The sequence below is a fragment of the Streptomyces coacervatus genome (assembly GCF_029223485.1).
In the GTDB taxonomy this organism is placed as follows: Bacteria; Actinomycetota; Actinomycetes; order Streptomycetales; family Streptomycetaceae; genus Streptomyces; species Streptomyces coacervatus.
This window is the reverse complement of sequence record NZ_JARHTP010000003.1, coordinates 473,055-485,880: the sequence shown is the minus strand read 5'-3', so window position 1 is coordinate 485,880 and position 12,826 is coordinate 473,055. Positions and strand designations below refer to the sequence as shown.

General features: G+C 70.6%; 12 protein-coding genes and 1 riboswitch. Of the genes, 8 read left to right on the top strand and 4 right to left on the bottom strand.

Annotated elements, in window-relative coordinates; genetic code table 11:
• Nucleotides 1-36: 36 nt before the first annotated feature.
• A riboswitch (SAM riboswitch) is annotated at nucleotides 37-153 on the top strand.
• A gap of 126 nt (nucleotides 154-279) precedes the next feature.
• Nucleotides 280-1,641: an aminotransferase class V-fold PLP-dependent enzyme gene (locus P2Q00_RS09760; protein ID WP_275771493.1), complete on the top strand. Its 1,362-nt coding sequence runs from the start codon at nucleotides 280-282 to the stop codon at nucleotides 1,639-1,641.
• 95 nt (nucleotides 1,642-1,736) lie between these two features.
• Here P2Q00_RS09760 and P2Q00_RS09755 read toward each other — a convergent pair whose 3' ends face one another.
• Together P2Q00_RS09755 and P2Q00_RS09750 are read right to left on the bottom strand one after the other, a co-directional pair.
• Nucleotides 1,737-2,018: an Lrp/AsnC family transcriptional regulator gene (locus tag P2Q00_RS09755; RefSeq protein ID WP_115908619.1), complete on the bottom strand. Its 282-nt coding sequence runs from the start codon at nucleotides 2,016-2,018 to the stop codon at nucleotides 1,737-1,739.
• The gene (locus P2Q00_RS09750) at nucleotides 2,015-2,749 is read right to left on the bottom strand and encodes a rhomboid family intramembrane serine protease (RefSeq protein WP_275771490.1); all 735 of its coding nucleotides are present in this window, start codon (nucleotides 2,747-2,749) and stop codon (nucleotides 2,015-2,017) included. Before P2Q00_RS09750 ends, P2Q00_RS09755 begins: the two co-directional genes overlap by 4 nt.
• A gap of 165 nt (nucleotides 2,750-2,914) precedes the next feature.
• Here P2Q00_RS09750 and P2Q00_RS09745 point away from each other — a divergent pair, with 165 nt between their 5' ends.
• The 5 genes from P2Q00_RS09745 (at nucleotide 2,915) to P2Q00_RS09725 (ending at nucleotide 8,281) form a co-directional block, all read left to right on the top strand.
• Entirely contained in the window at nucleotides 2,915-3,154 is a 240-nt protein-coding gene (locus tag P2Q00_RS09745; protein ID WP_009309707.1) for a hypothetical protein, read from the top strand.
• A gap of 34 nt (nucleotides 3,155-3,188) precedes the next feature.
• Nucleotides 3,189-4,532: an NYN domain-containing protein gene (locus tag P2Q00_RS09740; RefSeq protein ID WP_275771488.1), complete on the top strand. Its 1,344-nt coding sequence runs from the start codon at nucleotides 3,189-3,191 to the stop codon at nucleotides 4,530-4,532.
• A 235-nt stretch (nucleotides 4,533-4,767) separates the two neighbouring features.
• A complete protein-coding gene (locus P2Q00_RS09735; RefSeq protein WP_275771487.1) occupies nucleotides 4,768-5,802 on the top strand; it encodes a C40 family peptidase in 1,035 nt (344 codons plus the stop codon).
• Between the two features lie 236 nt (nucleotides 5,803-6,038).
• Nucleotides 6,039-7,058: a C40 family peptidase gene (locus P2Q00_RS09730; protein WP_275771486.1), complete on the top strand. Its 1,020-nt coding sequence runs from the start codon at nucleotides 6,039-6,041 to the stop codon at nucleotides 7,056-7,058.
• Nucleotides 7,059-7,090: 32 nt separating this feature from the next.
• The gene (locus P2Q00_RS09725) at nucleotides 7,091-8,281 is read left to right on the top strand and encodes a hypothetical protein (RefSeq protein ID WP_275771485.1); all 1,191 of its coding nucleotides are present in this window, start codon (nucleotides 7,091-7,093) and stop codon (nucleotides 8,279-8,281) included.
• Nucleotides 8,282-8,294: 13 nt separating this feature from the next.
• Here the strand turns inward: P2Q00_RS09725 and P2Q00_RS09720 are convergent, their stop codons facing one another.
• The gene (locus tag P2Q00_RS09720) at nucleotides 8,295-8,825 is read right to left on the bottom strand and encodes a PadR family transcriptional regulator (protein WP_275771484.1); all 531 of its coding nucleotides are present in this window, start codon (nucleotides 8,823-8,825) and stop codon (nucleotides 8,295-8,297) included.
• 88 nt (nucleotides 8,826-8,913) lie between these two features.
• On the opposite strand from P2Q00_RS09720, the gene P2Q00_RS09715 reads away from it, so the two are divergent.
• Entirely contained in the window at nucleotides 8,914-10,236 is a 1,323-nt protein-coding gene (locus tag P2Q00_RS09715) for an MATE family efflux transporter (protein ID WP_275771483.1), read from the top strand.
• On the opposite strand, the gene P2Q00_RS09710 is transcribed toward P2Q00_RS09715, so the two are convergent.
• A complete protein-coding gene (locus tag P2Q00_RS09710) occupies nucleotides 10,197-11,432 on the bottom strand; it encodes a glycosyltransferase 87 family protein (RefSeq protein WP_275771482.1) in 1,236 nt (411 codons plus the stop codon). The two genes, P2Q00_RS09715 and P2Q00_RS09710, sit on opposite strands and share 40 nt — an antisense overlap.
• A 127-nt stretch (nucleotides 11,433-11,559) precedes the next feature.
• Here P2Q00_RS09710 and P2Q00_RS09705 point away from each other — a divergent pair, with 127 nt between their 5' ends.
• The gene (locus P2Q00_RS09705) at nucleotides 11,560-12,702 is read left to right on the top strand and encodes a glycosyltransferase family 4 protein (protein WP_275771481.1); all 1,143 of its coding nucleotides are present in this window, start codon (nucleotides 11,560-11,562) and stop codon (nucleotides 12,700-12,702) included.
• Nucleotides 12,703-12,826 lie beyond the last annotated feature (124 nt).

The following is a 12,826-nucleotide window of genomic DNA, read 5'->3' as shown; positions in this document are numbered from 1 at the left end:
CGGGACGACGATCATTTCACGTACGTTTTTGCACCAGGTCATGAGTGACAGTCATGAGGCCCCGGCCGACTGTCCGGCAACCCTCCGTCCGTGGCGGGGTGCCCCGGGTGAAGACCAGGCCGTAGGCACTGACGTCTACGGCAAGCGCGGACCCCTCGCACGCCAGGGGTCCTGGTCTCCGAGGGAGTCTTCCGTGAGCAAGCGAATGCGTTAGGGCGCCGAGCCCCGCCTCCGCACACCCATTTTCACTTTCTTCCTTCCTCTCACGGGAGTTCCCCCATGTCTGTCTCCACCGCTGCCTCCGTCACGCCTATTTGTGCTCCGCTGCCCGTTCTGGGCCGGGATGTCACCGTCCCGCTCGTCACCGGCGGCGAGGTCACCTACGCGGCCCTCGACTACGCGGCCAGCGCCCCGGCACTGCAGCGCGTCTGGGACGACGTGGCGGCGTACGCGCCCTACTACGGCAGTGTCCACCGCGGCGCCGGCTACCTCTCCCAGCTCTCGACCGACCTCTTCGAGAACGCCCGCAGGACGGTCGCCGAGTTCCTCGACTGCCGCGCCGACGACCAGCTGATCTTCACCCGCTCGACCACGGACTCCCTCAACCTCCTGGCGCAGGCCCTCCCGGCGGACTGCCAGGTCTTCGTCTTCGAGACCGAGCACCACGCGAGCCTGCTGCCCTGGAAGGACGCCCGGGTCACGTACCTCAACGCCCCGCGCACCCCGGAGCAGGCGGTCGAGACCCTGGAGCGTGCCTTGGCCGACCGCGACCCGTACGGCCCGGCGCTGGTCTGCGTCACCGGCGCCTCGAACGTCACCGGCGAGCTGTGGCCGGTCCGCGAGCTGGCCGCCGCCGCGCACGCCCACGGCGCCCGGATCGTCCTGGACGCCGCCCAGCTCGCCCCGCACCACCCGGTCTCCGTCCAGGACCTCGACGTCGACTGGGTCGCCTTCTCCGGTCACAAGCTGTACGCGCCCTTCGGCTCCGGCGTACTGGCCGGCCGCGCCGACTGGCTGCAGGCGGCCGACCCGTACCTGGCGGGCGGCGGTGCCAGCCGCAAGGTCACCCGGCGTGAGGACGGGGGAGTGGACGTGGAGTGGCACGACAGCGCGGCCCGCCACGAGGCCGGCTCCCCGAACGTCATCGGTGCCTACTCCATCGCCTCGGCCTGCAAGGCCCTCACCGAGGCCGGCTTCGACACCCTGGTCGCGCGCGAGCAGCAGCTGATCGACACCGTCCGCGCGGGCCTCGCCGAGGTGCCCGAGGTGCGGGTCCTCTCCCTCTTCGGCGACGACGCCCCCCGAGTCGGCGTGATCTCCTTCGTCGTCGAGGGCTGGAACAGCTCGCACTTCGCGGCCGCGCTCTCCGCCGAATACGGCATCGGAGTCCGCGACGGCCTCTTCTGCGCCCACCCGCTGGTCCGCACCCTCCTCGGCAGCGACCCGCAGACCCAGGGCGAATGCGGCGCCCCCGAGGCCGCCCCCGGCGAAAAGTCCCTCAACGCAATCCGCGTCAGCTTCGGAGCAGGAACACCGGACGAGCACGTCGAGCGCTTCGTCAACGCGGTCAAGGAACTGGTGACGGGCGGTGCGAAGTGGCAGTACCGCACGGAGGACGGCCGCTGCGTCCCCGCGGTGTGAGCAGCTGCCTTATAGGGGCGCGGGGAACTGCGCGACCAGCCACAACGAACCGGTAGTCGCAAACGCTCCGCGCCCCGCAGACGAATAGGCGCCGCTCACGAGTCCAACCCAATGGCAAACGCCGCCTCAAGGTCATGCTGTGAGTACGTCCGAAAAGCAACATGCGTATCCGTCGCCTCGACCCCGGGGATCTTGCTGATACTGCCGGGAATCACGTCAGCAAGATCCTCGTGCTCCTTCACCCGCACCATGGCGATCAGGTCATACGTACCGGTGACGGAAAAGACTTCACTCACGCTCTCCAGCGAAGCGATCCGCTCCGCGATCTCGGGGATCCGGTCCACGCTGGTCTTGATGAGGACGATCGCGGTGATCACGGCTGGTTCTCTCCCTCGGGGGCCGGAGCTGGGGCGGACTTCACTCTAGTCGTACGGCCGAACCTCACCCAGGCGTAGACGAAGCCCAGGCCGAAGCCCACCAGGTGGGCCAGATAGGCCACCCCCGGTCCCGTCGGCGCCTGCCCCGCCGCCAGCCACTGCAGGGCCGCCCAGAAGGGCAGCACGATCCATGCGGGGAAGCGCAGGGGGAGGAAGAAGAGGAACGGGAGCAGGCTGGTCACCCTGGCGCCGGGGAACAGGTACAGAAACGCACCCAGTACCGCCGAGATCGCCCCCGAGGCGCCGACCAGGGACTGCTGGGACGCAGAGTTGGCCGCCGCGTACCCCAGCAGGGCGAGATAGCCGCAGCCGAGGTAGAAGAGCGTGAACTGGACGCGGCCCATCCGCTCCTCCGTCATCACCCCGAAGACGTAGAGGAAGAGCAGGTTGCCGAGCAGGTGCACCCAGCTGCCGTGGACGAACAGGGCCGTGGCGGGGGTCAGGGCGGCCCGGGGGGAGCCCTGGAACAGCTCCGCCGGGACCACGCCCCAGCGGTGGAAGTAGGCGCGCTGGGCGGCGAGCAGTGCGTCGCCGGAGCCGTAGGCCGGATTGAGGCCCGCTGCCGGGCCGGTCACGAAGAGCAGACAGCACAGGGTGATCAGCGCGTATGTCACGGGTGCCGAAGGGCGCCGGGTCGCTCTGCTGACGGTCGGGCTCCAGTTGCCGATCATGAACACAGAGCATGACGTAACGGGACGCACTCGCACAGACCGCCTCGCCGCCGTGGACGGGCGGGCGGCGAGTCCCCGCCAGGCCGTAGGGTTACGAGCCACACGCCCCGGGAAGCTGGCGCGTCACGGACAATGGAAGACCTAGCAGGAAAGAGCACAGGCACGATGACGGTTCCCCTGCCGACCGCCACGACGCGGTGGCGCTGCACCCTCTGCGGCAACCTCACGCGTTTCGACGTGACCCGCTCGTCGAAGGTCGTCGAGTACGTCCACCTCGATCTGGCCGGCGAGCCGAAGGTCGAGGAGCGCGAGGTGGTCAGTGAGACCATCGAGTCGGTGCGCTGCCGCTGGTGCAACGCGGTGGATCAGGTGGAACTGGTGGACAGGCCGGGCGCCGACTCCTGAGCGGAGCGGCCCCACAGGTAATGGGGTGTGACGGATGGTGGAGACCACAGGCGGGGGGCCGGGCGACGGCACCGCCGAGGTGCTTGACCGTCCGCTGCCCGACGGAGTGCGCCGCCGGGTCGTCCAGATCGTCTCGGACGGGTTCGGCGGGCTGACCGTCGGTGAACTGCCCGCACAACTCAGGCAGTACGCCCGTTTCGCACCGAACCGGCGGGCCAAGTTCGCCGGCAACGCGATGGCATCCGCGCTGGAGACCGATCCGCTGTTCCGCCAGCGCATCGGAGAGAAGCTGAGAGAGGCCCAGCCGGAACTCACCGGCGCCCTCGACTCCGGCTCGCCGCCCCCGGCCGCGGATCCGCTCGACGTGGCGGCCGCGGCCTATGTTCTGCGGCCCACGGGCTGGGTGAAGCTCGTGACCGCGGCCGGCGAGGAGGCCCAGCGGGCCGATGCCGAGCGCGCCGACGAGGAGAGCCGGGCCGAGCTGGAGCGGCTGCGCGAGGAGCTCGACCGGGCCCGTGAGCAGACCCGGGTCGACACCGAGCGGCTGCGCACCGAGCTGGACGCCGCCAAGAAAGAGGCCGACTCGCTGCACCGGAAGCTGCGTGCGGCCCTCAGTGACGTCAAGCGGGGCGAGGCTGCCCTGCGCAAGATCCAGGGCGAGATCGAGGCCGTACGCGCCGAGAGGCAGGCGCAGGTGTCCGCCGCCGAGAGCGAGTCCCGGCGGCTGAAGTCGCGGCTCGGGGAGGCGGAGGCGGCCCTGGAGGCCACGCGCAGAGCAGCGCGCGAGGGGCGCAGTGTCGAGGACATGCGCGTGCGTCTGCTTCTTGACACCCTCCTGGACGCGACCCAAGGACTGCGCCGGGAGCTGGCGTTGCCGCCCGTGTCCGTACGGCCCGCGGAGACCGTCGATGCGGTCGAACCGGGACGAATGACCCCGAAGGACATTGCCGCGCGTGCATTGTCCGAACACGACCCCGCGATCCTGGACCAGCTGCTGGAGCTGCCGCAGGCGCATCTGGTCGTCGACGGTTACAACGTCACCAAAACGGGTTATCCCCAAATGCCCCTGGAGAAGCAGCGGTTGAGGCTCCTCGGGCAGCTCTCGCAACTCGCCGCACAGACCGGCGCCGAGGTCACCTGTGTCTTCGACGGGGCCGAGCTGGCCGCTCCCGTGCTGCTCGCGCCGCCGCGCGGAGTGCGGGTGCTGTTCTCCAAGCCGGGCGTCACCGCCGACGAGTTGATCCGCCAGCTGGTGCGGGCAGAGCCGCCCGGGAGGCCCGTCATCGTCGCCTCCACGGACCGCGAGGTGGCCGACGGAGTGGCGCGCGCGGGCGCGCGCCCGGTCGCTTCGGCGATGCTCCTGAAGCGCCTGTCCTGAGCCGTTTCCGGGCTGCTGTCCCGAAGGTCAAACTTCCAGGTTTAATGCCCGAATTGGCGCAATCGTCACGCAACGTAGCGTCAACCTGGCGTCACCGCACGTGGGTTATGTGCAAAGAATGCATTGCGTCACTAAGATTTTTCACGCGAGGATTTGATCTGATCACAGGAAGGTCACTAGGGTCTGGCCTCGAACCTCCGAACGGGTGATCACTCACATGAAGGAGCCCGCGTCCGTGGCGTCCCACCGTCGACCGAAGCAGCCGAGCCGGGCTCGAGTGACCGTACTCACCACCGCCGCTGCTGCCGCCGTTGCCCTCAGCGCCCAGGCCGCGAACGCCGCGCCGAGCGAGAAGCCCTCCAAGGACGAGGTCAAGGCGAAGGTCGACAAGCTGTACGAGGAGGCCGAGCAGGCCACCGAGAAGTACAACGGCGCCAAGGAGAAGCAGCAGAAGCTCCAGAAGGAGATCTCCACCATCCAGGACAACGTCGCCCGGGGCCAGGAGGAGCTCAACGGGCTGCGTGACTCGATAGGTCTGGCGGCGGCTGCGCAGTACCGCACCGGCAGCATCGACTCGTCCCTGCAGCTCTTCCTGTCGTCGAACCCGAACGACTACCTGGACAAGGCGTCCACCGCCGACCAGCTCAGCGCCCAGCAGGTGGAGGCGCTGAAGAAGATCCAGGAGAAGCAGCGCGAACTCGCCCAGGAGCGCGCCGAGGCCTCCGACAAGCTCAAGGACCTCGCCTCCACCCGCACCGAACTGGGCAAGAAGAAGAAGGACATCCAGGGCAAGCTCGCCGAGGCGCAGAAGCTCCTCAACTCCCTGACCGCCTCGGAGCGGGCGGCGCTCGCCGCCGCCGACGCCCGCGCCAGCCGCTCGGCCAGCCAGCGGGTGGATCTCGGCAACTCGACCGCTGCCTCCGCCCGGGCGCAGGCGGCCTTCGACGCCGCCAAGACCCAGCTCGGCAAGCCGTACGTCTACGGCGCCACCGGCACCGCCTCCTACGACTGCTCGGGCCTCACCTCCTGGGCCTACGGCCAGGCCGGCGTCTCCATCCCGCGCACCTCGCAGGCGCAGGCCAACGCCGGTACGCGGATCTACTCCGAGAGCCAGCTCCAGGTCGGCGACCTCGTCCTCTTCTACGGCGACCTGCACCACGTCGGCCTCTATGCGGGCAACGGCATGGTGCTGCACGCCCCGCGCACCGGCACCGTCGTGCGCTACGAGTCGATCGGCGACATGCCGTTCCAGTTCGGCGTCCGGATCTGACCCGCGGCCCCGGGCCTCGTTTCAAGATCAGGACACCACACCGCCCGAACGGGCGAATTGCACGAACCCGCACTGACTCCACGCCCCGCCGATGACCTGCGTCAGAGGCGGGGCGTCACGCTGTGTTGCCACCGAGGTCTTTGGCCGGTGCCCCGCCGCGGGGTTACTGTCTGCCGCGTTTCCCTGCTGCGCCGGGGAGACAGTCCTTGTCGCCAGCGGAAGGAGTGCGGCTTCCCGTGGGGTCTCATCGCCGACTTGCACCGACGTCCGGGTTCAACCGGGGCGCCGGCACCGCCCTTTGTGTGTTGTCCGCCGCGGCCTCCGCCCTCGGCGCCGTCCCGGCGAACGCCGCTCCGCACGACCACACCAGGGCCGACGTGGACCGCCTGTACACGGAGGCCGAGCAGGCGACCGAGGCCTACAACAAGGCCGACGAGACCGCCGACACGCTGCGCCGGCAGGTGCGCGACGCCCAGGACCTGATCGCCCGGCAGCAGGAGCGCATCAACACCATGCGGGAGTCGCTCGGTTCGCAGGCCGTCGCCGAGTACCGCTCCGGCGGCATCGACCCGACCCTCGCCCTGCTCTTCTCCGACAACCCCGCCGACTACCTCGACAAGGCCTCCGTGCTCGACCGGATCAACGTCCAGCAGGCCGGCGAGCTCAGGGACCTCCAGTCCGAGATGCGCAACGTCGCCCAGGAGCGCGCCGAGGCGGTCGGCAAGCTCGCCGAGCTGGAGAAGAGCCGCAAGTCCGTCGCAATCCACAAGAAGATCGTCGAGCGGAAACTCGCCCTGGCGCGCCGCCTGCTCAACTCCCTGCCGTACGAGGAGCGCGCCGCCTACGATCGTGCCTCCCGGGACGACCGCGGCGACCTCTTCCCCGACTTCGGCAGCGCGCTGCCGGCCTCGGCCCGTGCGGCCGCCGCGATGGCCGCGGCCCGCTCCGCGCTCGGCATGCCGTATGTCTGGGGCGCCACCGGCCCCTACGGCTTCGACTGTTCGGGCCTGATGCAGTGGTCGTACGCGCAGGCCGGGGTCCAGCTGCCGCGCACCTCGCAGGAGCAGGCGTACGCCGGCCGGCAGATCCCGCTCTCCGAGGCGCGCCCCGGCGACCTGGTCGTCTACCGCTCCGACGCCAGCCATGTCGGGATGTACATGGGCAACGGCCAGGTGATCCACGCGCCCTACCCCGGCGCGCCCGTGCGCTACGACCCGGTGGACATGCTGCCGGTGTCCTCGGTCACCAGGGTCTGACCAACCCGCCCCGTCGGCCTTACGATCGGGAAGTGGCTGGTCGTAGGCGGGCGTCGAGGTCCGCAGTGGTGGCGCTCGTGCTGCTGCTCGTCTCTCTGGTGGCGTGCGGCGGGCAGCCCACCGGCGGCAGCGCCAGGACCGCTCTGCAGCGCGTCCTCGACCGTCGGTCCACCGCCGTCCTCGACCGCGACCGGGCGGCCTTCCTGAAGACGGGCGCGCTGAGCTGGTTCGAGAACCTGCGCGGGGTGCCGCTGGCGGCCTGGTCGTACCGCGTGACCGCCCTGCACCGCACCGGCGACGAGGCCACCGCCGACGCCGAACTGCGCTACCGCATCGAGGGATACGACAACGCACCGGTCACCGTCGGCCGCACCCTGACCCTCTCCCGGGAGACCGACGGGCAGTGGCACGTGGACGCGGACACGCCCGCCAAGAAGTCCGCCCAGCAGCTGTGGGACCAGGGCGAGGTGACCGTCGTGCGCGGCAGTCACAGTCTCGTTCTCGGCACCGGGCAGTCCAGTGAGGCGCTGCACTCGTACGCGGACCTCGCGGACCATGCGGTGCCGGCCGTGTCCGGGGCCTGGGGCAGCGACTGGACCGGGCATGTGGTGATGCTCGTACCGGGGTCGGTGGAGGGCATGGCGGGGCTGCTCGGCTCGCCCGCCTCCCAGTACCGCGGGATCGCGGCGGTCACCACGGGCGAGGTGGGCGGCCCGCCGAACGCGCCCGCGGACCGGATCATCGTCAACCCGGACGCGTACGCCCTCCTCGGCCCCGTGGGCAAGCAGGTGGTACTCACCCACGAGGTCACCCACGTCGCGACCCGCGCCCACACCGACGCGGCCACCCCGCTGTGGCTGTCCGAGGGATACGCCGACTGGATCGGCTACCTCGGCACCGGCCGCACCCCGGGCGAGGCGGCGCCGGAGCTTGGGCGCGCGGTGACCGAGGGGCGGGCGCCGCGGAACCTGCCCACCGACAAGGACTTCGGCTTCAGCGGCGACGCGACGAAGCTCGCGCAGGCCTACGAGGGCGGCTGGATGGCCTGCCGGCTGATCGCGCAGCAGTGGGGTCCGGAGCGGCTCGGGCAGTTCTACCGCGCCGTCGGCGACCACAAGGAGCGGGCGGGCTCGGTCGAGGACGCGATGAAGAAGGTGCTCGGCACGACGCCGGAGAAGTTCCGGGTCCGATGGCAGGACTATCTCCGGGATCAGCTCGGCTGATCCGGCTCAGCGCTCAACTCCCCTGATCCAGAAGGTCGATGGCTTCCCTGAGCCAGGCTCGCTCCGCCGCGCCCGTGGCCCGCGCGACCCGCAGCATGCCCTGCCGGAACAGGTCGTCCGTCTCCTCCGCGCGTACGGGTTTTCCGTCGTCGTAGAAGAAGCTGGAGGCCGTCTGAAGGAACTCCAGGCGGCGGCGCAGGACGGCCGCCTGCTCCTGCCGGTCCGGCAGGTGGCGCAGGAACGCCAGGACCGTGTTGAAGCGGACGTGGTCGGTGATCTCCGCCTGTTTCGGATGACGCAGGCGCTGCAGCAGGTCCTCGCGGCCCTTGTCCGTGAGGGAGAGCATGCGGCGGGGGGCTGCGCTTGCGCCGGGTTCGGTGTGCTGGTCGAGCTTGCCGGCGGTGACGAGACGGGTGAGGGCGGGGTAGAGGGCGCCGTCGCTGACCGGGCGGACGTGGCCGCTCAGCGCCTTGATGCGCTCCTTCAACTCGTAGCCGTGCAGCGGTTCTTCGGCCAGGAAGCCGAGGATCGACAGCTCCAGCATGGTTCTCCCTTGCGGTGAATGACCCCGCCATGCTAACTCTTTTCGAGCTACCTCGAATCGAGCTACATCGAAAAGAGAGGATCCTGGCGTGAACGCCCACCGCAGGCAGCTCATCGCCCTCGCCCACCCCGTCTACTTCTCCCTCCTCGCCTCTGTCGCCGCCGGGATCATCAACACCGTCTGGGTCTCACGGCTCGGCGGAGCCGCCGTTGCGGCCGTCGCCGTGGCGACGAACACCGAGAACGTGCTGCTCGGTGTCGCCCTGGTCTTCGCCTCCGGTACGACCGTGCTGGTGGCGCACGCCAGGGGGGCGCGCTCGCCGGGGAGTGTGCGGGCGGCCGTGCGCGGGGGCTGGGCGCTGTGCGCCGTCGTGACACCCGTGGTCGTCGTCGGCGGTTTCCTGTTGCGCGAGCCGCTCGCCCGCCTGGTCCTCGGCGGCGACGAGAGCGCCGCGCTGCCGCTCGCCGTGGCCTACTTCGCGATCTCCCTGCCGGGCATCGCCGTCTTCTACGTCCAGCAGCTCGTCGACGGCATCCTCAAGGGCACCGGCGACACCAGGACTCCGCTGCGCCTGGCCCTCCTCGCCAACGGGCTGATCCTCGTCTGCGACCCCTTCCTCATCCACCTTTACGGCGTCCGGGGCGCCGCCGCCTCGACCGTGCTGTGCCGCTGCGTGGCCCTCGCCCTCGGGCTGCGTGCCCTGCGTCGCAACGAGCTGCTGCGGGCGTCGGCGCGGGTCCGGACCGCCGAGGGGACCGGCTCCGCGCTCCGCCGCACCCTCACCACCGGGCTGCCCATGTCCGCCGACTTCACCGTGCGGCAGGGCGGTGCGCTGGTCCTGGTCGCGATCGTGGCGAGGCTCGGGGTGACGGCCGTGGCCGCGTACTCGATCGCCTACAAGGTCATGTACGTGGCGACCATGGCCTTCTACTCGGTACGCCAGGCCGCCTCCATCCACACCGCCCACACCCGGGGCGCCGGGCGGGACGAGCGACGGGCCATCGGGCGGCAGGCGGTGCTCGTGTCCGGGACGGTCGGGCTCGGGGCGGCCGCGGCCCTGTTCGGCACCGCCCCCTGGATCATGGCCGCCTTCGGTGCGGGCCCCGGCGTCGCTCACGCCGGTGTGCTGTTCCTGCGCTGCATCGGGCCCTACCTGCTGCTGATGGCCTGCTTCATCGCGCTCGGCGGGGTCTTCGAGGGGAGCGGGGGAGCGCCGGTGCTGCTGCGGGTGACCGTGCTCGGCACCGCGGTCCAACTTCCGCTGGCGTACGGCCTGTCGGGGCTCGGCCTGCCGGGAGTGTGCCTGGCGGTGGCGCTCGCCATGGCGGTGCAGTGCGTGGTCGTGGCGGTGCTGTTCGCGCGCACCCGGCGTCAGGAGGAGGCCGAGGTCTCCCTGGTGCGGGTCGCCTGAGTGGGCAGGGGTGGGACGGGCTCGCGGGAGACCGTCGACTGCCACAGTTCCACCGCACCGAGCAGGGCGGCGATCACCAGCAGGCCGTTGCGGACGAAGAGGAGCGCAACGCCGAGGGTGTCGCTCATGACGACGTGCACGAACCAGATGGGGAACTCCAGCACCGTCACGAAGGCGGCCGCGAGGACCAGAGCCACCGGCACTCCCATCCGGCTGCTCCGGAAACACATGCAGACGGCCGCCAGAGCGACCAGCCACACCATGTACTGCGGGCTGATCACCCGGCTGGTGGCCGTGAACATCAGCACCGCAACGAAGGCCGCCTCGGCCAGCGTGTTCGGCAGGAACCGCGTCGCCATCAGCCGCCACAGCAGCAGCCAGCCGAAGGCCACGCCGGTCAGGAACAGGGCCGCCGAGCTGATGGTGTTCACCCAGGGGCCGACGAACTCGATCGAGCCGTAGTTCAGCAGCACCTGGCCGTCCCAGCCGAACTGGCGGGCGACATGGATGACCAGGGAACCCAGCGACTCCACCTCGGTGCCGCGATTGCGCTGGAAGGTCAGGAAGGCGAACGCACCGGGCATCGTCACCGCGAACAGCGCCGCCAGCGCGGCCACGGTCGCCACCGCCCAGGCCCAGGCGCCGCGCTTTCGGGCGCCGAGCAGCAGCAGTGCCGGCCACACCTTCAGCATCGCCCCGAAGCCCACGAGGATGCCCATCACCCGCGGATGCCGGGCGCCCGCCAGCAGCCCGGCCACGGCCACCGCGGTGACCATCACGTCGTAGCGTGCGTACACGGTCGGCCCGAGCAGCGGTACGCCCAGCACCCACACCCAGGCGCCGCGCACGGTCTTGCCGGGGCGCAGGCCCGCGTACAGGAGCAGGGTCAGGACGACCAGGTCCGCCAGGAACGCGAGGACGAAGAAGGCGGTCGCATAGTCGAGGAAGCCCAGCAGCGCGGGGGAGAGTATCGGGAGCGCGGCGGCCGGCGGGTACTGCCAGGTGACGTCGTCCAGCGGGAAGGTGCCGTGGCGCAGGGTCTCGTACCAGCCCTGGTAGATCACGGACACATCGCTCGTGACGTCCGGGCCCGGGAAGACGAACACCTTGAGGACGAACAACAGCAGCACGAGCCTGGTCAGCCCCCAGGTCACCAGCAGTCCCGTGAGGGAGCGCCTTCCACCCGCAATGTCCACCGGAGCCCCGTTTCAGTCCGCTTCCCGTTCCGGTCTTGAGGGGAACATGATGTCCTGCGCAGCTGTGTGCTTGCCATAAACGTGGCCGTGCCGAGCTGTGCGCGCCCGTTGGATAAGGTCGGCGGCGATGCACAAGACCCTGATCGTGACGAACGACTTCCCGCCCCGCCCCGGCGGTATCCAGGCGTTCCTGCACAACATGGCGCTGCGCCTCGACCCCGAGCGGCTCGTCGTCTACGCGTCCACCTGGAAACGCAGCCGGGAGGGCATCGAGGCCACCGCTGCCTTCGACGCCGAGCAGCCCTTCACGGTCGTACGCGACGCCACGACGATGCTGCTGCCCACGCCGGGCGCGACCCGGCGGGCCGTCGGGCTGCTGCGCGAGCACGGGTGTTCGTCGGTGTGGTTCGGCGCGGCGGCGCCGCTCGGTCTGATGGCGCCGGCCCTGCGGAAGGCGGGCGCGGAGCGGCTGGTGGCCACGACCCACGGCCACGAGGCGGGCTGGGCCCAGCTGCCCGCCGCGCGGCAGCTGCTGCGCCGCATCGGGGACTCGACGGACACGATCACCTACCTCGGCGAGTACACGCGCTCGCGGATCGCCACCGCCCTGACACCAGAGGCGGCGGGGCGGATGGTGCAGCTGCCGCCGGGCGTCGACGAGAAGACCTTCCATCCGGAGTCGGGCGGTGATGTGGTCCGGGCGCGGCTCGGGCTGACGGACCGGCCGGTGGTCGTATGCGTGTCCCGGCTGGTGCCGCGCAAGGGCCAGGACACCCTCATCCTCGCCATGCCCCGCATCCTGGCCGCCGAGCCGGACGCGGTACTGCTGATCGTCGGCGGCGGCCCGTACGAGAAGGACCTGCGCAAGCTGGCCCAGGAAACCGGCGTCGCCGACTCCGTGCGCTTCACGGGCGCGGTGCCTTGGTCCGAGCTGGCCGCCCACTACGGCGCCGGAGACGTCTTCGCAATGCCGTGCCGCACGCGCCGCGGCGGGCTGGATGTGGAGGGGCTGGGGATCGTGTACCTGGAGGCGTCGGCGACCGGGCTGCCGGTCGTGGCGGGCGACTCGGGAGGCGCGCCCGATGCGGTGCTGGATGGGGAGACCGGGTGGGTGGTGCGGGGCGGCTCCGCCGAGGAGGCAGCCGACCGCATCGTCGTGCTCCTGGGCGACGCTGAATTGCGGCGCCGGATGGGGGAGCGGGGCAGGGAGTGGGTCGAGGAAAAGTGGCGGTGGGACTTGCTCGCCGAGCAACTGAAGCGGCTTTTCTAGGGGCGCGGGGAACTGCGCGACAAGCCACAGACGGCCCGCAGTCGCCCGACTGAGCACCCCGCACCCCGGATGGCGTCCCAAAACCCGCACAACCCCTAGGCGGAACAGGAAAATCCGCACATGC